Below are 20714 nucleotides of genomic sequence, written 5' to 3'. Positions count from 1 at the left end.
GTGTTCTCTGGTTTCCTGCGCACCATGACGTCGATATGGGTGGGCGAGCGAGTGCGGCTGCGGGCGATCGAGCCGGACGAGGGTGAGGCGCTCCTCGCCTTCGAAGAGGACACCGACGCGGCCCGGAACGCCTTTCGGATCCACCCGCCGCGCTCGGCGGAGCGGGCCAGGCAGTGGGCCGCAGAGCTGGCCGCCAAGGAGCCGGACCCGGACGAGTTCCGGCTGGTGATCGCCGACCGGGACGGCGACACCCCGGTCGGCGTGATCCTCACCCACACGGTCGACCGCCACAACGGCACATTCTTGTACGGCATCTCGATCGGCACCCCGCACCACCGCAAGGGCTACGCCGGTGACGCCATCGTGCTGCTGCTGCGCTACATGTTCCAGGAGCGGGCCTTTCAGAAGGCCGACGCCAAGGTGTACGCCTCCAACGAGGCGTCGCTGGCGCTGCACCGGCGGCTGGGGTTCGTGGAGGAGGGCCGCCGGCGCCGCGCCCGCTTCGCCGCCGGCCGCTACGAGGACGAGATCCTGTTCGGCATGACGACGGAGGAGTTCACCGAGCGCTACGGGAGGTGAGCTCGGCCCGCAGCCTGCCGGTCGCCGCCACCACGTTGGCCAGCGCCGCCTCCACCTGCTCGTAGGTGCGGGTCTTCAGCCCGCAGTCCGGGTTGACCCAGACCCGCTCGGCGGGCAGCGCCGCCAGCGTCCTGCGCAGCAGCCCCTCGACCTCCTCGCCGGAGGGCACCCGGGGCGAGTGGATGTCGTACACGCCCGGCCCCAGCCCGCGGCCGAAGGAGCCGACCGCCTCCAGGATCCGCGCGCCGGACCTGGCCGACTCGATCGTCGTCACGTCGGCGTCCAGCCCGTCGATGGCGGCCAGGATCTCGCCGGCGTCGGAGTAGCACAGGTGGGTGTGGATCTGCGTGCTGTCACCCGCGCCCGAGGTGGCCCGGCGGTAGGCGGCCACCGCCCAGTCCAGATAGCCGGCCTGCCCGGCGCGGCGCAGCGGCAGCAGTTCGCGCAGCGCGGGCTCGTCCACCTGGATGATCGACAGTCCGGCCGCCTCCAGGTCGCGCACCTCCTCGCGCACCGCGTCCGCGACCTGGAACGTCACCTCGCGCAGCGGCAGGTCGTCGCGGACGAACGACCAGGCCACGATCGTGACCGGCCCGGTGAGCATGCCCTTGACCGGCTTGCCGGTGAGCGAGCCGGCGTGCCGGGCCCAGCGCACGGTGATCGGCTCGGGCCTGGCCACATCGCCGTGCAGGATGGGCGGCTTGGTGCAGCGTGAGCCGTAGGACTGCACCCAGCCGTTCCTGGTGACGGCGAAGCCGTCGAGGTGCTCGGCGAAGTACTGCACCATGTCGTTGCGCTCCGGCTCCCCGTGCACGAGCACGTCGAGCCCGAGTCGCTCCTGCAGCCGCACGACCCGCTCGATCTCGGCCTCCACCAGCCGCTCGTAGTCCTCGGTGGCCAGCGTGCCCGCCGCCGTGGCCGCGCGGGCCTGGCGCAGCTCGCCGGTCTGCGGGAACGACCCGATCGTGGTGATCGGCAGCACGGGCAGCCGCAGGTGCGCGGCCTGCGCCGCCGCGCGCACCTCGTACGGGCTGCGCTGCTCGACCGGCTCCGGCCGCGACTGTGGCGCCGGGCGCGTGACCGGCTCCGGCCCGTCGAAGCCGGTGCGCGCCAGCTCGACGACCTCGGCCACCTTCTGCTCCGCGAACGCCAGCCGCGCCGTCAGCTCCGGGTCCAGGTCCGGTTCGTCGCGGACGTCGTACGGCACATGCAGCAGCGAGCATGAGGTGCTGACCACCACGTGCGCGGCGTGATCACGTACGGCGCGCAGCGCGTGCGCGGCCCGCTCCGGAGCCGTCCGCCACACCTCGCGCCCCGACACCACGCCCGCCACCACCGTCTTGCCCGCCAGCGCCGCGAGCCCGTCCACCTCGCCGTTCACCAGGTCGACCCCGATCGCCTCCACGGGCGTGTCGGCCAGGACCGGCAACGCCTCGCCCAGGTGACCGAAGTAGGAGGCGACGAACAGGGCGGGCCGCGCCGCCACGCCGCCGAGCCGCTCGTAGGCGGCGCGCACGGCGGCCAGCTCGGCCGGGCTGCGGTCGGCCACCAGCGCCGGCTCGTCGAGCTGCACCCACGCCACGCCCTCGGCGGCCAGCGCGCCGAGCAGCTCCTCGTAGCAGGCCAGCACGTCGTCCAGCCGGTCCAGCGCCGCGGCCGGGTCCGCCGACAGCAGCAGGAACGTGATCGGCCCGATCACCACGGGCCGCGTCTCGAACCCCAGCTCACGCGCCTGCCGCAGCTCGGCGAGCGGCTTGGCGGCGTCCAGCTTGAAGACCGTCTCCGGGCCGACCTCCGGCACGATGTAGTGGTAGTTCGTGTCGAACCACTTGGTCATCCGCAGCGGCGCGACCCCGTCGGTGCCGCGCGCCATGGCGAAGTAGGGGTCGGCGGCGTCCCGATAGCGCTCCGGCACCGCGCCCAGCAGCACGGCGGTGTCCAGCACCTGGTCATACAGCGAGAACGTGTTGGACGGCAGCGCCGCCAGGCCCAGCTCGTCCAGCCTGCGCCAGGTGTCCGCCCTGATGGCGGCGCCCACCCGGTCCAGCTCGTCACGGCCGGTGCGGCCGTCCCAGTAGGACTCCAGCGCCCGCTTCAACTCTCTTCGCGGGCCGATCCTCGGGTAACCGAGCACGGTGGACTGCGGGAAACGGGACATGAGGGCTCCATGCGAGGTTCAGCGATTGATCGAGACGGTGGCATCCTGCACAGTCCGCTTGCCGTCATGCATCATGTATTCGTGGTGCTTATGCTCAAAGAAGTTCGCTGTTTCGTTGGAGTCGCCGCCCGGCTCAGCTTCTCCGGGGCCGCCGCCGACCTGGGCCTGTCCCAGCCGGCCATCAGCCAGGCCATCACCAGGCTGGAGCGCGCGACCGGGGTCAGGCTCTTCGAGCGTTCCGCCCGCGAGGTGCGCCTGACGGCCGCGGGTCTGGCGCTGCTGCCCTACGCCGAGCAGGTGCTCGAATCCGCCTCCGCGTTCACTGCGGAGGCGGCCCGGCTGGCCCGCCCTACTATTCATCTTGCTTATCCTCCACTGATCGGCGCACTGGCCGCCAGGATCGTCAGGAGGATGGCGAGCCGTACCCCGGCGATCGGGGTGGAGCTGCGTATGGCGGGACGGGCGGCCGCCTCGGCAGCGCTGGAGTCCGGCGAGGTCTCGGCGGCGATCCTGGCCATCCCGGCTCCGGCCAGGTTCGTCACGGCGGCGCGCTTCCACGTCACGGTGGACCACGTGGCCGTCCCCACCGGGCACGCCCTGGCGGGCAGGGCCGCGCTCGTGCCCGCCGACCTGGCCGGGCAGGCGGTGCTCACCCCGGACGGCAGGCCCTGGACCGGGCTGCCGGGCCACCGCCGGCTGCTGCCCGGCGACGACTTCGCCGCCGCCCTCGACCTGGTGGCGGCCGGTGCCGGGCTGCTGCCGATCCCGCAACTCCTGGTCAGGACCGTACGGCGGGACGACGTCAGATTCGTCCCGCTGGAGGCGCCCGACCTGCGCATCACCTACGCGCTGGCCTGGTCCAAGGATCGGGTCACGGGTGAGCTGCTCGCCCTGGTGCAGGCCGTACAGGACGCGTTGTGGACCAGGTGATGCCGGGACGGCCGGTCACTCGTCCGCCGACGGCCTGCGTGGCATCGCTCGCTTGTGACACACCGAACTGGAGGCCAAGAGCCGCCTCCCAGCGCCTCGCCGGCCTCGGGGCGCTGGACGGGGTCGGTTTCGGCGGTGGGTGCGGGTGGAGGTCTCCTCGTCGAGTCGACACGTAGCGGCCGCTGACCGTCCTCGATGTGGCTCAGCGAGGACTGGCTGAGGTTGGCGCGGGTTTCCAGGGATCAGCCCTGCGCCACCCGCAGGGCACGGATGCGTTTGCGTACGAAGCTGTCCAGCTCTCAATCTTCTTGCGTTATAAGCAGCATCGTATGCCTTTGATGCAAAGCGCGGTTAGCGTCGTGCGCAGATGGTCTGCGACGCCACCGCGGACACCGACGCGGCCCTCGCCGCAGCCCAGGGCCACGCACCCACCCCCTGACAGCCCGGCGCGGCACCGGCACTGACGCAGCATGCCCCTTTTGAGAGGAACCCATGAGTACGAACCAGCCCCGTCAGGCCGCTCAAGCCGGCGATGTACCTGATGCGCGTCAGCTGCGCACGATCCTGATCGCCGTCTCCATCGCGCTGATGGCCGTCATCGCCTCGGTGTCCGGGCTGAGCGTCGCGCAGACCCACATGGCCGTGGAATTCGGCGCCTCACAGGGCACCGTCCTGTGGATCATCAACATCTACACTCTTACCCTGGCCGCGTTGCTTCTGCCGCTCGGCGCCGTCGGCGACCGCCTGGGCCGTAAGCCCATGCTCATCGCCGGTCTGGGGGTCTTCGTCGCCGCGAGCGTTGTCGCGGGCCTGGCCCAGTCGGCCGAGGTCATGCTCACCGCCCGCGTCGCCAGTGGTGTCGGCGCCGCGATGATCATGCCCATCACCCTTGCCGTCATCACCTCCACCTTCCCCGAGGAGCAGCGCGGCAAGGCGATCGGCGTCTGGACCGGCGTCGCCGGGGGCGGTGGCATCCTGGGCATGTTCCTCTCCGCCCTCCTTGTCGACGTCGCCGACTGGCGCTGGCTGTTCGTCCTGCCTGTGGTCCTGGTCCTCGTGGCTCTGGCCATGACGCTGAAATCGGTTCCCAACTCCCGCGAGACCTCGGCCCATCGCTTCGACACCGGCGGCGCACTGCTCTCCATCGTCGCCGTGGTCGGCCTTATCTTCGCCCTGCAGGAAGGCCCCGAACACGGCTGGACCGCCCCCGCGACTCTGATCAGCCTCGCCGTCGGCCTCGTCGCCGCGATCGGCTTCGTGGTATGGGAGCTGCATCGCCGCGACGCCTCACTGCTGGACATGCGGCTGTTCCGTGAGCGCGGTCTGGCCGGCGGCTCGTTCACGCTTCTGGTGGTCTTCGGCGTCCAAACGGGTATCGCGGTGGTCCTCTTCCCGTTCTTCCAGGCCGTGCTCGGCTGGTCGGGACTGCTGTCCACGGTGGCGCTGATGCCTATGGCCGTCATGATGATGATGACCTCGGGTCTGGCCCCCAAGCTGGCCGCACGGATCGGTACCCGCTCGACGATGGCCGTGGGCATCGCGCTGGCCGGCGTCGGCCTGGCGCTCATGGCCCTGTTCGTCTCCGTCGACGGGGGATACCTGACCATCCTGCCCGGCATGCTCTCCATGGGCATCGGCATGGGTCTGTCGATGACCCCGTCCACCGAGGCCATCACCGGCTCCCTGCCGCGGGAGAAGCAGGGCGTCGCCTCCGCGCTCAACGACGTCACCCGCGAATTCGGCGCCGCACTCGGGGTCGCCCTGCTGGGCGCGCTACTGGCCAACGGCTACCGCAGCGCCATCGAAGGCCGACTGAACGGCATCCCGCAAGGGGCCGCCGACACCGCCAGAAAGGGCGTCGCCAACGCCGTGGAAGTGGCGGGAAGCGGCGGCTCGCACGCTCGGGACCTGCTCCACGCCGCCCAGCAGTCCTTCGTCGACGGCTGGCAGCAGGCCATGTGGGCAGGCGTCGCCGTCATGGGCGTCCTGTTCGTCTACATCGCCTTCCGCGGCCCCGAGAACACGGCTCCCGCACTCGCGGACGAGACCGAAGCCACCGAGGCCGTCGCCGCCCGATGACCACGTAGGAACAAGCGCACAGCGAAGACCTCTCGCGCCCTCCTGCGAAGAGCCGGTGGGAGTGGGAGCGGCAGTAAGCCGTGACCGGCCCGGCCGGCCAGTTCGCAACGGCGTGCGGTGGGAAGGGTGTTGAGGTCTGTTGTCACCAACCGATCGTCAACACCCTTCGTCATTTCCGCACTACTTGCCGCGGCGACTCGGGATTCACTCGTCTAGGTGACCGGCAGGTTCTTCAGCGCCTCGCGTCGGCTCAGCCCCGAGATGCCCTTGGCCCGCACGTAGCGGACCACCTCCCGCGGGTCGGTCTTGGCGTACTCGCGCAGGGCCCAGCCGATCGCCTTGCGGGCGAAGAAGTCGTTGTCCGACAGGCTGGGCTCGATGCAGGCGAACAGCAGCGCGGTGTCGGTGCGGGATTTGAACCGGTTCTGGCACAGGATCGCGGTGCGCCGCTTCCACAGGTCGTCGTCGTGCGCCCACTGCAGCATCAACGGCCGCATGGAGTCGGGGAACGCGGCGAGCAGGGCGCCCATCCGGTGAGTGGCCAGCTCGTCCACCAGGTCCCACCAGGCGCCGCTGACGATCATCTCCTCGTACATCGGCATCGTGTAGAGGGTTTGGTAGTCGCGGTAGAGGTGGTGGCCGGTGAGCTGGATCGCCGCGTAGAGCTCCTCACGGTATTCGGCCTCCCGCCAGAGCGCGAGCACCGCCCGGCGCCAGTCGGGCGCGCTGTCGATCCGGTTGGCGGCGAACACCCGCCTGAGCATGGCCCGCCGGGGCACCGCCTGCACGCCCAGGAAGGGCATCTTGGACTTCATGTAGGCCTGCATGGTGGCGGCCTTGTCCGGCTGCGCGGCCTCACGCAGTGCATGCCGCACCGCCTCACCGAGACTCATGCTCGCTGGGACGTCCGCTCACCGGTGGCCAGCCCGTCGAACAGCACGGTGATGTAGTGCTCGGCCAGCCCGGTCGTGTTGAGCCTGCCGCCGGGGCGGAACCAGCGCACCGCCACCCAGATGGTGTCGCGGATCATCCGGTAGGTCAGCTTGGGATCGACGTCGGGGCGGAAGAGCCCGACGCCCTGCCCCGCCTTGATCTGCGCGACCCACATCTGCTCCACCTCCTCCTCGGCCTTCACCAGATAGTTGAACCGCTCGAACTGACGGAGATAGTTCCAGTCGTTCTGCATCACGGTGATCGCGGCGCGGTGCGGCTCCAGCGTGCCGAAGCCGATGCGCACCATCTCCGACAGGACCGTGCGCGGGTCTCCGCCGGTTTCGAGGGCCGCGCGGTAGCGGGCGATGAGATCATCGAGGAAGGTGGAGAGCACCTCGTCGACGATCGTCTCCTTGGAGTCGAAGTGGTGATAGAGGCTGCCCGACAGGATGCCGGCCTCTTCGGCGATCTCGCGTACGGTCGTGGCCTGAAAGCCCTTGCGCGCGAAGAGCTCCGCCGCGAGCTTGACGAGATGGTCACGGCGCTCGGACGCGGGGCCCGAGGAGTTGGCTCGCTGGCGCTTCGCCGGAGCGGCGGTGCCCGCGGAGTTCTTTCGCGTTGTCACGTACTCATTATGGGCCCTCAGACAATCGCTTGTTCACCTAACCGGCCCAGCTCATCGGTGCGGCCAAGCGCTTGATTGGCGACGGCCTCCGGACCGGTCGGCCCGCCCGGCCGGGTGGGACAGGGATGGGCACGGCGGCGGAGTTCGTCAGGGGAGGAGATGGGCTGACGTTCGAAAATGCCTCTAGCAAATAAGAAACTTTCCTATTAGATTTCGAGTCATGTCCAAGAGCGGTGACCTCCTCAACATGGCCGACGCCGTGCTATTGCCGGGTTTCGCGGGTCACACCCCGCCGGACTGGGTGCGCCGCAGACTCGCCGAGGGCCTGGCCGGCGTCGTGCTGTTCTCCCGCAACATCGCCGATCCGGCCCAGGTCGCCCGGCTGACGGCGGCGCTGCGCGCGGAGAACCCCGCCGCCCTGGTCGGCACCGACGAGGAGACCGGCGAGGTGACCAGGCTCGAAGTCCTCACCGGCAGCACCCGCCCCGGCGGCTACGCGCTCGGCGTGGTGGACGACGTGGCGCTGACCGAGGCGCTCGCCGCGGACCTGGGCCGGGACCTGGCCGCAGCCGGCATCACCATCGACTTCGCGCCCTCGGCCGACGTGAACTCCAACCCGGACAACCCCGTCATCGGCCTGCGGGCCTTCGGCGCCGACCCCGACGTGGTCTCCCGCCACACCCGGGCCTTCGTCCGTGGCATGCAGTCCGCCGGCGTGGCCGCGTGCGCCAAGCACTTCCCCGGCCACGGCGACACCTCGGTGGACTCCCACCACGGCGTGCCCATGGTGGCCTCCGGCGGGATCGAGGACGCCCTGCGGCCGTTCCGCGCGGCCATCGAGGAGGGAGTCCGGTCCATCATGACCGGCCACCTCCTGGTCCCCACCTACGACCCCGAGCTGCCCGCCACGCTCAGCCCCAAGGTGCTCACCGGGCTGCTCCGCGAGGAGCTCGGCTTCGACGGCATGATCGTCACCGACGGGATCGAGATGGCCGCCGTCTCCGGGAGGCACGGCATCGGCGGGGCCTCGGCGCGCGCCATCGCCGCCGGCGCCGACGCCATCTGCATCGGCGGTGAGCGGGCCGACGAGGCGACCGCGACCGGGGTGCGCGACGCCATCGCCGCCGCCGTGACCGAAGGACTGCTGCCCGAGGAGCGCCTGGCAGACGCCGCACGCCGGGTCCGCGAGCTGGCCGTCTGGACCACCTCCTCGGGCAGCGCCCCCAGCGCGAACGGCAACCTGGGCCTGACCGCGGCCCGCCGCGCCGTCCGCGTCACCCGCAGGTCCAGCGCCGCCGTGCTGCCGCTCACCACCGCACCGCACGTGGTGGAGCTGTCTCCGGAGATGAACCTGGCCATCGACAAGGGCACCCCCTGGGGAGTGGCGGGACCGCTGGCCGCGCTGCTGCCCGGCACCACCGTGACCAGGTTCGCCGCCGGTCAGGCCACCGGGGCCGCGATCGAGGACCTGCTGGCCGGCGCGGCCGGCGGACGCCCGCTCGTGCTCGTGGTCCGCGACGTGCACCGCCACCCCTGGCAGGGCGAGGCGCTGCGCCACCTGCTCAGCGCCCGGCCCGACGCCGTCGTGGTGGAGATGGGCCTGCCCGAACGCTCCGACCTGGGCGCGGTGCACATCGCCACGTACGGCTCCGCGATGGTCTGCGGCCGCGCCGCCGCGGAGGTGATCACCGGCAGCCTTTGACCGCCCGCGTCTGACCGCCCGCAGTTGACCGGTAGCGTCTGACACCGTGAACTTCGACGGCGAGGATCTGTCCCGTAAATCCCTGACGGACCGGCTCGCGCCGGACGAGACGCACCTCTTCCAGGGCTGCGACCTCACCGAGGCCGACCTGTGGGGAGCCTCCCTGGCCGGGGCGCGCTTCGAGTCGTGCGTGCTGGAGCAGACCGACTTCCGCAAGGCCGACCTCGATGGAGCCGTCTTCAGCGGCGGCGGCGGGATGGGCGTCAGGTTCAGCGACGCCGACCTCATCGACGTGACGTTCACCAACGTCGACCTGTCCTCCGCGCAGTTCGGCGGCGCGCTGCTGACCGACGCGTCCTTCACCGGCTGCCGTCTGATCGGCGCCTCGCTCACCGGCTCGCGCGGCACCGGCTTCAAGGTCACCCGCTCCAACCTCACCCTGGCCAACCTCGGCGGCTGCTCGATGCGCGGCGACCTCATCGAGGGCGTCCGCTTCGACGAGGCCGACCTGTCGGGCTGCGACTTCACCGAGGCCACCTTCAGCGACTGCAGGCTGCGCGGCGCCAAGCTGCTGAAGACCGTCTTCGCCCGGTCCGACCTGCGCGGCGCCGATCTGGGGGAGATCGACGACGCCAGGCTGTACGCGTTCGCCGGCGCGACCATCAACCGGGCCCAGGCCGACGCCATCCTCGCCGCCCGGGGCATCAACGTGATCTGACGCCCTGAGGCGCGGCGCCGCCCAGGGCTCAGCGCAGGGCTGAACGGGCCGCAGGGGCGAGTCGGAGGCGGCGTGGCGGCGCGGTGAGGTACTTCTCCAACGCCGGCACCTCCACCACACGCTCGTCCCGCGCCTGCTCAAAGCGGGCGAACCACACAAAAACCTCCTCACCTGTACGTACGGGCAGCGCCGGATAGGTGTTGACCGCGTGCTCGCTCTCGAAGCAGGCGACCGGCGCCGCCCCGCCCTCGGCCAGCACCGGCTCCACCTGCCCGGCGAAGAACTCGCGGAACGACCCGATGGCGCCCGGTTCGACGTGGCAGATCGTGGCCACGTACAACGAGGACGGCAGCGACGACGACGGCGAGGACCGCAGCGACGACGGCAGTGACGACGGTGGCGAGGCGGGCGCCGCGGGCGGGCGCGGTGATCGCTGGAAGCCGTGGCCGGCCGGGCGCAGCAGGAGGACGTCGTCGGAGTCGATCAGGGTGGCGTTGGCCGCGTCGCGGTTGGCCTTCCAGACCGGGCCGCCGTAGAAGGCGGACAGGGCCGCCCGGCGGCTGTCCATGTCCGCGAACGCCCGCATCCAGGGGAAGGTGTCAGGCGCATCAGGGTCGCGGAAGTGGCCCACGACGTCCATCCCGGCGCTCTCCTGCGCCTCCACGAACTCGCGCTCGAACAGCTCGATCAGCGTGTCACGCATGCCGGGGCGCAGTATGTACTGCCGCAGCTCGTAGATCATGCGGCCGACGGTATGGCGCTGTCACTGACATCCCTTGTCAGTGACTTTGCCAGAAGAATCTTCTGATTACTTTAAGCTACCGATTAATGACCCACGGTTATATAGTCGCTGTGACCTTGATCCTCATGGGTCAAGACAGGTCAAGGGGGTTGTGGCATGCCTTCGGGCCCTGGCGTTCCACCGCCCCTCGAAGCCAACGGCGAAGGAGCTCAAGTGATCAGAAAGCTGTGCGTCACCGGTGCCGTGGTCGCGGCCGCGGCGGGCGTCACGCTGCTGGCCGTCCCCGCGCACGCGGACAGCCGCGCCGACAACCAAAGCCGGAACACCGAGGCCTGGCAGTCGGGGAACAACTTCGCGGACATCGCCATGGTCAACCGAGGCTGGGGCTGGTCCACCAACGTCAACAACCTCAACGGCATCGCCACGACCGCGACGAACGACAGCATCGCCGTGACCTACATCTTCTACTAGACCGATCACGGCTTCCTGCCCGCCGGACCCAGAGTCCCGGCGAGCGTCTGACCTCTCTCGACCTAACCTCTGTGGAAGGAAATCGACATGATCAAGAAGCTCAGCGTGACCGGGTTCGTCGTTGTCGCCGCCGCGGGTCTCACCCTCCTGTCCGCCCCGGCCTACGCCGACACTGACAACCGCAACTCCAGCCGTAACGACGAGACCTCGCAGTCGGGCAACAACTTCGCCAACATCGGCGCGGCCAACTTCGGTGGCCGGGGCTCGACCAACGTCAACAACATCAACGGCAACGCCGCTGTCGCCTCCGATGACAGCCGGGCGGGCTTCGGCGTCCGCGTCGACTAGCCCGATCCCGGCACGCGCGCCCGCGCTCGGCGCGGAGCGCGGGGGCGTGTGCCCCACACGGGCTCATCCCGGCGTCGGCATTAGCATCGCCGGATGACTACCTGCGCATATGTGACGTTCGATGATCATGACGACCATGATGACGAGCGGAAGCCGGCCCTCGACGCCTGGCACACGGCCGGCATCGAGGGCCGGACCGAACGCTGGGACGATCCTGGCGTCGACTGGGCCGCCTATGACGCCGTCGTGGTCCGTTCGGTCTGGGACTACGTCGACCGCAGGGCCGAGTTTCTCTCCTGGGCCCGCCGGGTGGAGTCCGTCACCCGGCTGCTGAACCCGGCCGCCGTCCTTGCCGCCAACACCGACAAGACCTACCTGCGCGACCTCGGCGTGCCGATCGTGCCCACGCACTGGTCGTCACAGGAGTTGCCGCACTGGGACGACTACGTCGTCAAGCCCGCGATCTCCGCCGGCGCTCGCGACACGATCCGCACCGCCGACCGCGACCGCGCCCAGGCGCACGCCGCCGCCCTGGAGAGCGCCGGGCGCACGCCCATGGTCCAGCCCTACCTCGACATGGTCGAGTCCGAGGGCGAGACCTCGCTCCTCTACTTCAACCGCCGCTTCAGCCACGCCGTCCGCCGCATGCCGATGCTCGCCCCCGGCATGACCGGCGCGGACAACGTACGGGCGCAGTCGCGCACACCGGCCCCGGACCAGGTCGAACTCGCGGAGAAGGTGCTTGCCGCCATCCCTCAGGCCCTTCTGTACGCCAGGATCGACCTGGTCCGGCTCCATGACGGCGGCCCGGCGGTCATTGAGGTCGAGCTGACGGAGCCGTACCTCTATCTGCGTCAGGAGCCCGGGGCGGCGCAGCGCCTCGCCGAGGCGCTGCGCGAGCTGCTCAGCAGGTGAGGCCGCCGTCGACCGGGATGACGGTGCCGGTCAGGTAGGCGCCGGCGCGGGAGGCCAGGAAGATCGCCGCGCCGGCCATGTCGTCCGGGCGGCCGATGCGGCCCAGGGGGATGCCGGCGGCAATGGCCTCACGGGTCGCCGGGTCGTCGAGGGCGAAGGCCATCATCTTGGACTCGAACGGCCCGGGGGCCAGCGCGTTGACCGTGATGTGCTCGGCGGCCAGCTGCTTGGCGAGGTGCCTGGTCAGCATGTGGACGCCCGACTTGGAGGCCGAATAGGCGAAGGTCTCCATCTCCGGCACCCTGATCCCGTCGATGGATCCCACGTTGATCACCCGTGCCGGGTCCTCCGCGCCGGCCGCCTGCCGCAGCTGGGGCAGGAAGCGCTGGGTCACGTAGAAGACGCCCTTGACGTTGATGTCCCAGAGCTTGTCGAAGGCGTGCTCGGGATAGTCGGCCAGGGGCGCGCCCCAGGTGGCGCCGGCGTTGTTGACCAGCACGTGCACCGGCCCGTCGACGGCCGACACCAGCGTCTGCACCCCCTCGGGCGTGGACAGGTCCGCGACCACCGAGGAGCAGCCCAGCTCGGCGGCCGTCTTCTCCACTTCGGCGGCCTTGCGCGCGGAGATGTGCACGTGTGCGCCCGCCTCGACGAAACCGGCCGCGATCATGCGTCCGATGCCCCGTGAACCGCCCGTGACGACGACGGTCTTGCCTTCCACCGAGAACAGATTCATGTCTCGGAAGCATGCCATACCGACCGGTCGGTTGCCATGGCCGATCAGACTCCGGGCAGCCGGCCGTTGCGGAACAGGTCGACGAACCGCTGATGGTCCTCCCGGGCCCGCGCGCCGTACCGGTGGGCGAAGTCCACCAGCGCCTCGGCGAACCCGGCCCGGTCGTCGCCCACCACCGCCACGATCGCCTCCTCGGTGGAGAAGCTCACCAGGTCGTGGCTGGACTCGTCGTCGGCCACCGCGTGCATGCGCGCCACCGCCCTGCCCAGATCCCGCACGATCGCCTCCAGCTCCGCCGGCTCGTTGACGTCGTCCCAGTCGAGATCCGCGGAGTACGGCGACACCTCGGCCACGAGCTGCCCCACACCGCCCAGCGTGGTGTAGCCGAGCCAGGGATCGGCGTAGGCCTGCAGGGCCCGCTGCGACTCGGCCGTGCGGTGCCCCTGGTGGTGGAAGTAGTGGGTCACCTTCTCGTCGGTGATGTGCCGCGCCACCGCGGGCACCTGCGCTTGCTTCATGTAGAGGATGACGTCGTTCTCCAGCGCCTGTGACGTCCCCTCCAGCAGCAAGTTGTAGGAGGGCAGCCCGGCCGAGCCGATGCCCACGCCCTTGCGCAGCGCCACGTCCTTGATCAGGTGCTCCACCGGGCTCGACGGCGTCGGCAGCGTCGTCAGATAGTCCTCGAAGGCGGCCAGCACCTGCGCCCGGGTCCCCGGCTCGACGGGCTCGCGCCCCTCCATGAACGCGAAGCGCCGGTCGTACTCCTCGACCACCGTCTCCACCTCCAGCATCGCCACCCGCGTGCGCAGCCGGGCCGTCTGCAGCACCCGGTGCAGCACTCCCGAGGTGGTGTCGAGCGTGAGCGCCCCGATGGCGTCGTCGCCGCCGCGCGCGATGGCGGCCAGCTCGGTCAGGTAGGCCCCGGCGAAGCCGCCGACGAGCCTGCCGATCACCTCGTCCGACAGCGCCTTGGCGTACCCCAGCAGCGCCACGCTGGCGGCGAAGCGCTTGAGATCCCAGATGTACGGCCCGACGTAGGCCTCGTCGAAGTCGTTGACGTTGAACACCAGCACGCCCGAGGCGTTCATGTAGGTACCGAAGTTCTCCGCGTGCAGGTCGCCGTGGATCCACACCCGGCTGGTCACCGGGTCGAGATAGGACTCGTCGGCGTACGGCCCGGTCAGGTCCGCGTAGAACAGGGCCGCGCTGCCCCGGTAGAACGCGAAGGGGGAGGCCGCCATTTTCCGGAACTTCCTCCTGAAAGCGGGAGGATCAAGCTTGATCGATTCGCCGAACTCCGACATGAGGACGTCGAGCAGGAAGGAGGAGCGTGTGCTCATACCCTGGACCCTAGATCCCGCCTGCCCCTTCTGACCAGCAGGGGGTCACTCGGCGAAGCCGCCGTAGCCGCCCCGGTAGAACACCAGCGGGCCGCCGTCGGCGTGGGTGTCGAGCTGCAGCACCCGGGCGACCACGATCACGTGATCCCCGGCCGGGTGCTCGGCCTCCACCACGCAGTCGAGCCAGGCCAGCGCGCCGTCGAGCACCGGGTTGCCGCCGGGGGAGCCGGTCCAGCGCAGCCCGGCGAACTTGTCGCCGCCCCTGGTCGCCATCTGCGCGCAGACGGCCTGCTGGTCCTCGGCCAGCACGTTCACGGTCAGCGCCTTCGCGCCGCGCACTCGGGGCCAGCTCGTGCTCGTGTGCGCCACGCAGAACGCCACGAGCGGCGGGTCGAGCGACACCGAGGTGAAGGAGTTGGCCGCCAGGCCGCAGGGCCTGCCGTCCACCGGGTCCAGGGCGGTGATCGCCACCACTCCGGTGGCGAACCGGCCGAGCACCGATCTGAACGTCCTGCTGTCGAGATGGCCGTCTTCTCGGCGACTGCCGTTGGAAGGGCCGGTCGGCATGGCGGCTCCGTCGCGAGTCCTGCGCTGGCGAGGCGGCAACGGAGCGACCCGCCGATCCGGTGCGATCACCCCGGCCGGCGCGAGCGCGGCCGGTGGCGTGCGCGGCGCGATCGTGCCCGGAGCGATCGTTTCCGGTGCGATCAGACCGGCGGCGTGCGTGCCCATGGTCGCCTCCTCTTCACCTGACGCGCCTATCATACCAAGCGCTTGCTTGGACGGTAGGCGCGCGGCCGAAGGGCTGTCAAGCGGAATGGCGTACGCGTTGACATGGCCTGAATTCTCCGCCTAGCGTGACGGTGTGGCCAAGCGCTTGCTTGAATTCCGGGATCGCACGGCCGTGGCCGGAGTGGGATACACGGCCTTCACCAGGGACTCCGGCGTCAGCACGCTCACCCTGGCCTGCCGCGCGATCATGGCCGCGCTCGACGACGCCGGACTCGGCCCCGGCGACGTGGACGGCCTGGCCACCCACCGGGTGGGGGACTCCGCCGCCCCCTCGGTGGTCGGCCCCGCACTCGGCGTGCACGATCCCGCCTGGCACCTGGACCAGTTCGGCGGCGGCAGCGTCTCGCACGCGGTGGTCGGCCAGGCGGCCCTCGCGGTGGCGGCGGGACTGGCCGAGACCGTGGTCTGCTACCGGGCCATCAACGCCCGCTCCGAGTTCCGCATGGGCGGCACCGGCCGAGGGCTGCCGGTCAGCCCGGAGGTCCAGTTCCAGGCCCCGTACGGCTACTTCGCGCCGCCGCAGCAGTACGCGATGTACGCCCGAGCCCACATGCTGAAATATGGCACTAAAGCCGAGCATTTCGGGCATATTGCCGTCACCCAGCGCGCGTCGGCCGCCAAGAACCCGCGCGCCCTCATGCGCACCCCCATCACCCTCGACGACTACCTGGCCGCCCGGTGGATCGCCGAACCGTTCAGGCTCCTCGACTGCTGCCTGGAGACCGACGGCGCCTGCGCCCTGGTCATCACCACGGCCGAGCGCGCCCGTGCCCTGCGCCGCCCGCCGGTGCTCATCTCGGCCGCCGCCTGGGGCGGCGGCGCCTCCCACCTCTCGGGCGGCGCCGCCGACCCGACCACCTCCGCCGCCGCCGGCCTCGCCCCGCGCCTGTACGCCCAGGCGGGGCTGGGGCCCTCGGACATCGACGTGGCGGAGCTCTACGACTGCTTCACCTACTCCGTGCTCGTCCAACTGGAGGACTACGGCTTCTGCGCCAAGGGCGAGGGCGGCCCGTACGCGGTCTCCGACGGCCGCCTCCCGGTCAACACGCACGGCGGCTTCCTGTCCGAGGGGTACGTCCACGGCATCAACCACATCGCCGAGGCCGTGTCCCAGCTCCGGGGCGACGCGGCCGACCGCCAGGTGCCCGGCGCCGAGGTGGCCCTGTCCACCGCCCAGCCCGGCTACATCCTGCCCGCCACCTCTGCCCTCATCCTCACCCGAGGCTGAGCGCGCCCTCCGGCAGAAAGGCCAGCCGTGCGTGAGAGACCTCCTCCGGTGCCGGACCGGGACTCGGCGGAATGGTGGGAGCGCCTGGCCCGGCGCGAGTTCGCCGTCCAGCGCTGCGACTCCTGCGACACGCCCCGCTTCCCGCCCAGGGCCTTCTGCCCCGCCTGCCACCGCGAGGGCGCGCGCTGGGAGGCGGTCGAGCCGGTGGGCACGGTGGAGAGCTGGATCGTCAACCATCAGGCCTTCACTCCGGGCGGCACTCCGGGGGGTGCGGAACCGTACGTCGTGGTGATGGTGCGGCTCGCGGCCGTGCCGCGCTGCTTGGTCCACGGCAACTGGCGCGGTGACCGGGAGCCCCGGGGCGGGCAGGCCGTGCGGGGGGTCTACACGCCGCTGAGCGACGGACTGATGCTGCTGGACTGGCGGCCGGCCGCGCGGTGAGCGGGGCCGGCAGGAACGCGCGCCCTGGCGGGCGTGGGGGACCCGCCAGGACGCGCTTCCCCCGTGTGCGGCGACACCAGGACTCCGGCGAGGGATGGAGTCCTAGGTCGCGTGGTCGCACACGGAGATGGTGGGGGAGTGGGCCTCTCGTGAGGACTCCCGGGTCGGCGGGCTTGGTTGATGTGGACGAATCCCGTGCGACGCACCGCGTAACGCAGTAAACGTGTTGCTTCGCAGGGGCTGTCCCAGGGCAGGTACGGCGTACCCACGCGGTCCGGCGCCACCGGCCCTCACCCCCTCACCGGCCTTTCGATGGATTTGTACCAACGAATGGATGATGCGGCCGACTATGCCGTCCGGTCAAGGGGTGATGGCCTGCTAGAACCAGATCGTCTAAATTGTTGGAACAAAAGGGGTGAAAGTGGCAAGGTCGGTGCTGTATCAGCAGGTGGCTTCGGAGCTACGAAGGGCCATCTACTCCGGCGTACTCGGCCCCGGAGCGCAGCTGCCGACTGAGGCGCAACTCATGGAAGACCATGGGGTGAGCAGGAACACCGTCAGGTTGGCCCTCGGTGAGCTGGTGAATGAGGGGCTTGTCACACGCACTCCGCGACGCGGCACGGTGGTCAGGGACCGCCGGCCGCTCCTCATGTATCCCCAGCGGGAGCTGGAGCCGCAACCCACCGGGGAGCTGCGGGAGGCCTTCGCGTTCGCCGTCACGCAGGAGGGCCGCGCCCCCAGCCAGTACATCGAGGTGCTGACCGTCTCTCCGGTCGAGGAGATCGCCAGCAGGCTGGAGCTGGCCGACGGGCAGCTCGCGGTGGTGCGGCGCCGCCTGAGGTTCGTGGACGGCCAGCCGTACAACACCAACGACTCCTATTTCCCCCGGGACCTGGTGGCCGATTCCGAGATCGCGCGTCCCGGCGACATCGAGCGCGGCGCCAACCGGGTGCTGGAGGAGCTGGGGCACGGGCAGGTCCGCGTGGTGGACGACATCTGGGCGCGGATGCCCAATCAGGAAGAGGCCGAGCGGCTCCAGTTGGAGCTTGGTACACCGGTTGTGGTTTATGTCCGAGTCGGATACGACGTGGATGACATGCCGGTGCGCGTTGCGGTGTCGGTGCTGCCTGCCGACAAACATCTGATCAGATACGAGCTCGACCGCCGCTGACCGAGCTCGGTTGGGGGTGATCCGCCCGCCGCGGCACAGCGAGCTTGCACTCTCGCTGGGCGCGGGGAGTCGTGCACGCTCCCCTGGCGGCGATTTATCCGCATATATCGGACTATTTGCATTTATCGGGCTATTTGCCTTATTGGGTTCGCGTCTCATGATGCCATTACTCACCGTATCCAACTCAACGCACAGAGCGACGAAAGGTGAACCATGCACGCCAACACCCTGCTCCGACCGCTGACACTCCGAAGGGCCGAGCCCGACGACCTCGCGGGCGTCCTCACCCTCCTGTCCGACACCGCCGAGTGGCTGTATTCGCGGGGCGTCCGCCAGTGGCCCCGCGACGGCTTCGGCCCCGAGCGCATCGAGCCCCTCATCGAGGAGCGGGTGCTATATCTTCTGGAGGACGAGCTCCGCTACTTCAGCCCCGGCGAGCCGGCCCCTCCGGTTGCCACGATCGCCCTCGACCGCCACGCGGACGCGGAGTTCTGGACCCTGGACGACGCCCCCCACGCGGCCCTGTACGTCCACAAGCTGGCCGTGGGGCGTTCCTGGTCGGGCGTCGGGCTGGGAGACGCCCTGCTGGACTGGGCGGGCCGCACCGCGTACGACGCCGGGCTGCCGTGGCTGCGGCTCGACTGCGCCAAAGGCAACCCCCGTCTGCAGGGCTACTACCGCAGCCGGGGGTTCCGCCACCTGCGGACGGTCGACCTGCCCCATCGGGCCTCCGGCGCGCTCTTCCAGCGCCCGGCGAGCGACGTGGCGATCACGGAGTTCCGTGATCTCACCTTCGCGGAGCTGATCAGTGCCTGATCCGGTCCCTGCGCCTCCGGGTTCCGGGCCCGGATCATGGCCCGCTCGGCGGATCTTCTTCGCCGTCTCGGGCGAAAAGGTGCAGAAGGCCATATAACCTCTGCTGCATGACCGGATCCCTCCTTGAGGTGATCGCGCTGAACGTGCGCGACGCCGTCGCCGCGGAACAGGGCGGCGCCGACCGCCTGGAGGTCGTCGCCGACATGGCGGCCGACGGGCTGACCCCGGCGCCGGAGACGGTCGCGGCGATCGCCGCGGAGTGCCCGCTGCCGCAGATGGTGATGTTGCGCGGCCACGCCGGGTTCACCGCCGACGCCGACGAGCTGGACCGGCTGCGGCGAGACGCCAGGGCGCTGGCACAGGCGGGGGCGGCCGGGTTCGTGTTCGGCTTCCTCGACGAGGCCGGAGCGGTGGACCTGGCCGCCACCGAGGCGCTCATCCACGGCGTGTCACCGCTGCCGTGGACGTTCCACCGCGCCGTCGACCACGCGGCCGACGTGCAGGCGTCCTGGCGGGCCGTGCGCCTGCTGCCCAACCTGGCGACCGTCCTCACCTCCGGCTCGCCCAAGGGCGTCGCCGACGGCCTGGCGATCCTGAAGGGCCGTACGGACGCGGGCGACGGCTCCATCATCCTGGCGGGCGGCGGCCTCAAGCCCGACCACGTGCCGGACCTGCTCGACTACGGCGTCCGCGCCTTCCACGTCGGCTCCGCCGTCCGGCCCAGCTGGACGGAGCCGGTCGACTCCCGCCTCGTCCGCCGCTGGCGCGCCCTGATCGAACGCGACTGACCGTACGCGGGCCGTACGCGAGACGAAATGTCAGCCGAGGGTCGAGTCCGCTCTGTGGAGGGCCGCCGCGAGGGTTCTGATCGTCGCGGGCTCGTCCAGCACGCCGCCCCCGGCCGCCCGGCGCTCCTCCCAGGCCCGCACCCGGTCCCGGTAGGAGTCGTAGCGCGCCAGGTGGAAGGCGTAGACGGTGGCGAAGCGGCTCACCAGGTGCGAGGGGTGCATGTCCCAGCCCTGGTAGAAGCCGTACGCGAGCGAGTGCCTGACCAGCTCGGCGTGCCGCCGCCACAGGGCATGTACGTCCTCGGCCGAGCCGGAGGCGGGGGAGGCGGCGAGCGAGCCGTCGGACAGCTCGACCCCGGTTCCCGCGAACGCCGTCCGCATCACGTGCCTGGCGTGGTCGCAGGCGGGATGGTCGAGCCGCTGCTCGTGCGGCGGCAGCCCGATCGCCGCGGTGTAGTCGAACACCCCGAAGTGCGCGGCGGCCAGCCGTCCGCCGAGCGTCTCGGCCAGGTCCCCGCGCAGGAACAGCACCGTCTGCGGCGCCTCCACCTGAATCTCGAACCGCAGCCTCCGCCCCAGCCCGAGCCCTTCCTCCAGCCGCTGTAGAAATGCCGCGAACTGGGTCAAATAGGACTCCATGATGACCTTGGGGAACGTGACGGTGAATCCGGCGGGCAGCTCACCGGCCCGCTCCACCAGCCCGGTGACGAACCCGTCCAGGGTCCGCAGCGAGCGCGCCGGGTCGCCGTCGGCGAACGACTTCACCCGCAGCCCCCATCGGCGCGGCAGCGTCCCCGACTCGCGCATCCCGGCCAGCGCCTCGACCGCCCGCTCGACATGGCCGTCCTCCTCGTCCGGCCGCACGCCGTACCCGTCCTCGAAGTCCACCCGCAGGTCCTCGACCGGCTCGGTGGCGAGCTTGCGCAGGACTCTGTCGTGGACGGCGGTCGCCAGGACGGCGGGCAGCCCGAAGACCTCGGCGAGCTCGCCCGGCCCGGACAGGTGGGCCTTGGCCAGGGCCAGCGCCTCGTCACCCCACGCGGCGACCGTGCCCGCGCCGAACCGGTCGGCCGGCACGTAGACGGTGTGCGCCGGCTGCCAAGCGGGGCCCGTCTCGGGGTAGCGGGCCCGCTGGGTCGCGTGGACCTCCTCGAAGCCGTCGACGTGGTGACTCGTGGTGACGCGCATGGGTTCCCTTCGCG

At 70.7% G+C, this 20714-nt stretch carries 21 protein-coding genes; 13 read left to right on the top strand and 8 right to left on the bottom strand.

Going from position 1 to position 20714, the window contains the following annotated elements:
* Positions 1 to 24 precede the first annotated feature (24 nt).
* Positions 25 to 579, top strand: a complete 555-nt coding sequence (locus tag ACTMTF_RS11285; RefSeq protein ID WP_441110539.1) for a GNAT family N-acetyltransferase — start codon at positions 25 to 27, stop codon at positions 577 to 579.
* On the opposite strand, the gene metE is transcribed toward ACTMTF_RS11285, so the two are convergent.
* A complete protein-coding gene (gene metE / locus ACTMTF_RS11280; protein WP_441110538.1) occupies positions 557 to 2737 on the bottom strand; it encodes a 5-methyltetrahydropteroyltriglutamate--homocysteine S-methyltransferase in 2181 nt (726 codons plus the stop codon). The genes ACTMTF_RS11285 and metE overlap by 23 nt on opposite strands.
* A gap of 90 nt (positions 2738 to 2827) precedes the next feature.
* On the opposite strand from metE, the gene ACTMTF_RS11275 reads away from it, so the two are divergent.
* A complete protein-coding gene (locus ACTMTF_RS11275; protein WP_441110640.1) occupies positions 2828 to 3667 on the top strand; it encodes a LysR family transcriptional regulator in 840 nt (279 codons plus the stop codon).
* Between the two features lie 492 nt (positions 3668 to 4159).
* Positions 4160 to 5746, top strand: a complete 1587-nt coding sequence (locus tag ACTMTF_RS11270) for a DHA2 family efflux MFS transporter permease subunit (RefSeq protein WP_441110537.1) — start codon at positions 4160 to 4162, stop codon at positions 5744 to 5746.
* A gap of 212 nt (positions 5747 to 5958) precedes the next feature.
* On the opposite strand, the gene ACTMTF_RS11265 is transcribed toward ACTMTF_RS11270, so the two are convergent.
* Together ACTMTF_RS11265 and ACTMTF_RS11260 are read right to left on the bottom strand one after the other, a co-directional pair.
* Complete coding sequence (locus ACTMTF_RS11265; RefSeq protein WP_441110536.1) at positions 5959 to 6621, bottom strand: DNA alkylation repair protein; 663 nt, start codon at positions 6619 to 6621, stop codon at positions 5959 to 5961.
* 14 nt (positions 6622 to 6635) lie between these two features.
* Positions 6636 to 7304 carry a TetR/AcrR family transcriptional regulator gene (locus ACTMTF_RS11260; protein WP_397009069.1) on the bottom strand — a complete coding sequence of 223 codons (669 nt, stop codon included), beginning with the start codon at positions 7302 to 7304 and terminating at the stop codon, positions 6636 to 6638.
* A gap of 220 nt (positions 7305 to 7524) precedes the next feature.
* Between ACTMTF_RS11260 and ACTMTF_RS11255 the strand changes: the two genes are divergently transcribed.
* Positions 7525 to 9006 (top strand): glycoside hydrolase family 3 protein, encoded by a 1482-nt coding sequence (locus ACTMTF_RS11255; protein ID WP_441110535.1) that lies wholly within the window; start codon positions 7525 to 7527, stop codon positions 9004 to 9006.
* Between the two features lie 46 nt (positions 9007 to 9052).
* Complete coding sequence (locus tag ACTMTF_RS11250) at positions 9053 to 9724, top strand: pentapeptide repeat-containing protein (RefSeq protein ID WP_441110534.1); 672 nt, start codon at positions 9053 to 9055, stop codon at positions 9722 to 9724.
* 28 nt (positions 9725 to 9752) lie between these two features.
* Here ACTMTF_RS11250 and ACTMTF_RS11245 read toward each other — a convergent pair whose 3' ends face one another.
* Positions 9753 to 10466, bottom strand: a complete 714-nt coding sequence (locus ACTMTF_RS11245) for an NIPSNAP family protein (RefSeq protein ID WP_441110533.1) — start codon at positions 10464 to 10466, stop codon at positions 9753 to 9755.
* Between the two features lie 213 nt (positions 10467 to 10679).
* Between ACTMTF_RS11245 and ACTMTF_RS11240 the strand changes: the two genes are divergently transcribed.
* The 3 genes from ACTMTF_RS11240 to ACTMTF_RS11230 all read left to right on the top strand — a co-directional run bounded on the left by ACTMTF_RS11240 (position 10680) and on the right by ACTMTF_RS11230 (position 12200).
* Positions 10680 to 10937, top strand: a complete 258-nt coding sequence (locus ACTMTF_RS11240; RefSeq protein WP_441110532.1) for a hypothetical protein — start codon at positions 10680 to 10682, stop codon at positions 10935 to 10937.
* 87 nt (positions 10938 to 11024) lie between these two features.
* Positions 11025 to 11285 carry a hypothetical protein gene (locus ACTMTF_RS11235; RefSeq protein ID WP_397009079.1) on the top strand — a complete coding sequence of 87 codons (261 nt, stop codon included), beginning with the start codon at positions 11025 to 11027 and terminating at the stop codon, positions 11283 to 11285.
* Positions 11286 to 11378: 93 nt separating this feature from the next.
* Complete coding sequence (locus tag ACTMTF_RS11230; protein ID WP_441110531.1) at positions 11379 to 12200, top strand: ATP-grasp domain-containing protein; 822 nt, start codon at positions 11379 to 11381, stop codon at positions 12198 to 12200.
* Here ACTMTF_RS11230 and ACTMTF_RS11225 read toward each other — a convergent pair.
* The 3 genes from ACTMTF_RS11225 to ACTMTF_RS11215 are packed head-to-tail and all read right to left on the bottom strand — an operon-like array spanning position 12190 to position 15008.
* A complete protein-coding gene (locus tag ACTMTF_RS11225) occupies positions 12190 to 12936 on the bottom strand; it encodes an SDR family oxidoreductase (protein ID WP_397009082.1) in 747 nt (248 codons plus the stop codon). The genes ACTMTF_RS11230 and ACTMTF_RS11225 overlap by 11 nt on opposite strands.
* Before the next feature lie 44 nt (positions 12937 to 12980).
* Positions 12981 to 14276: a DUF2252 domain-containing protein gene (locus ACTMTF_RS11220; protein WP_441110530.1), complete on the bottom strand. Its 1296-nt coding sequence runs from the start codon at positions 14274 to 14276 to the stop codon at positions 12981 to 12983.
* Between the two features lie 45 nt (positions 14277 to 14321).
* On the bottom strand, positions 14322 to 15008 hold the full coding sequence (locus ACTMTF_RS11215; RefSeq protein ID WP_441110529.1) for a flavin reductase family protein: 687 nt from the start codon (positions 15006 to 15008) through the stop codon (positions 14322 to 14324).
* A gap of 133 nt (positions 15009 to 15141) precedes the next feature.
* Here ACTMTF_RS11215 and ACTMTF_RS11210 point away from each other — a divergent pair, with 133 nt between their 5' ends.
* The 5 genes from ACTMTF_RS11210 (at position 15142) to ACTMTF_RS11190 (ending at position 19512) form a co-directional block, all read left to right on the top strand.
* The gene (locus ACTMTF_RS11210; RefSeq protein ID WP_441110528.1) at positions 15142 to 16296 is read left to right on the top strand and encodes a thiolase C-terminal domain-containing protein; all 1155 of its coding nucleotides are present in this window, start codon (positions 15142 to 15144) and stop codon (positions 16294 to 16296) included.
* A gap of 27 nt (positions 16297 to 16323) precedes the next feature.
* Entirely contained in the window at positions 16324 to 16737 is a 414-nt protein-coding gene (locus ACTMTF_RS11205) for a Zn-ribbon domain-containing OB-fold protein (protein ID WP_441110527.1), read from the top strand.
* Between the two features lie 415 nt (positions 16738 to 17152).
* On the top strand, positions 17153 to 17908 hold the full coding sequence (locus ACTMTF_RS11200) for a GntR family transcriptional regulator (protein ID WP_441110526.1): 756 nt from the start codon (positions 17153 to 17155) through the stop codon (positions 17906 to 17908).
* A gap of 213 nt (positions 17909 to 18121) precedes the next feature.
* Positions 18122 to 18724, top strand: coding sequence for a GNAT family N-acetyltransferase (locus ACTMTF_RS11195; protein ID WP_441110525.1), 603 nt, complete (start codon positions 18122 to 18124; stop codon positions 18722 to 18724).
* A gap of 107 nt (positions 18725 to 18831) precedes the next feature.
* Entirely contained in the window at positions 18832 to 19512 is a 681-nt protein-coding gene (locus ACTMTF_RS11190) for a copper homeostasis protein CutC (protein ID WP_441110524.1), read from the top strand.
* 30 nt (positions 19513 to 19542) lie between these two features.
* Here ACTMTF_RS11190 and ACTMTF_RS11185 read toward each other — a convergent pair whose 3' ends face one another.
* Positions 19543 to 20700 carry a DUF6986 family protein gene (locus tag ACTMTF_RS11185; RefSeq protein ID WP_441110523.1) on the bottom strand — a complete coding sequence of 386 codons (1158 nt, stop codon included), beginning with the start codon at positions 20698 to 20700 and terminating at the stop codon, positions 19543 to 19545.
* Positions 20701 to 20714 lie beyond the last annotated feature (14 nt).

This window comes from Nonomuraea sp. ZG12 (assembly GCF_052068115.1).
Taxonomy (GTDB): Bacteria; Actinomycetota; Actinomycetes; order Streptosporangiales; family Streptosporangiaceae; genus Nonomuraea.
The sequence above is the reverse complement of the archived record's forward strand: the minus strand, read 5'-3'. Positions and strand labels throughout refer to the sequence as shown.

Bases quoted from the DNA above. Each gene is read 5' to 3' on its own strand.
- ACTMTF_RS11195 (WP_441110525.1), top strand. From the start codon at position 18,122: ATGCACGCCAACACCCTGCTCCGACCGCTGACACTCCGAAGGGCCGAG.
- ACTMTF_RS11185 (WP_441110523.1), bottom strand. From the start codon at position 20,700: ATGCGCGTCACCACGAGTCACCACGTCGACGGCTTCGAGGAGGTCCAC.
- ACTMTF_RS11225 (WP_397009082.1), bottom strand. From the start codon at position 12,936: ATGAATCTGTTCTCGGTGGAAGGCAAGACCGTCGTCGTCACGGGCGGT.
- ACTMTF_RS11215 (WP_441110529.1), bottom strand. From the start codon at position 15,008: ATGGGCACGCACGCCGCCGGTCTGATCGCACCGGAAACGATCGCTCCG.
- ACTMTF_RS11275 (WP_441110640.1), top strand. From the start codon at position 2,828: ATGCTCAAAGAAGTTCGCTGTTTCGTTGGAGTCGCCGCCCGGCTCAGC.
- ACTMTF_RS11270 (WP_441110537.1), top strand. From the start codon at position 4,160: ATGAGTACGAACCAGCCCCGTCAGGCCGCTCAAGCCGGCGATGTACCT.
- ACTMTF_RS11220 (WP_441110530.1), bottom strand. From the start codon at position 14,276: ATGAGCACACGCTCCTCCTTCCTGCTCGACGTCCTCATGTCGGAGTTC.
- ACTMTF_RS11190 (WP_441110524.1), top strand. From the start codon at position 18,832: ATGACCGGATCCCTCCTTGAGGTGATCGCGCTGAACGTGCGCGACGCC.
- ACTMTF_RS11245 (WP_441110533.1), bottom strand. From the start codon at position 10,466: ATGATCTACGAGCTGCGGCAGTACATACTGCGCCCCGGCATGCGTGAC.
- ACTMTF_RS11255 (WP_441110535.1), top strand. From the start codon at position 7,525: ATGTCCAAGAGCGGTGACCTCCTCAACATGGCCGACGCCGTGCTATTG.
- ACTMTF_RS11235 (WP_397009079.1), top strand. From the start codon at position 11,025: ATGATCAAGAAGCTCAGCGTGACCGGGTTCGTCGTTGTCGCCGCCGCG.
- ACTMTF_RS11230 (WP_441110531.1), top strand. From the start codon at position 11,379: ATGACTACCTGCGCATATGTGACGTTCGATGATCATGACGACCATGAT.
- metE (WP_441110538.1), bottom strand. From the start codon at position 2,737: ATGTCCCGTTTCCCGCAGTCCACCGTGCTCGGTTACCCGAGGATCGGC.
- ACTMTF_RS11285 (WP_441110539.1), top strand. From the start codon at position 25: ATGACGTCGATATGGGTGGGCGAGCGAGTGCGGCTGCGGGCGATCGAG.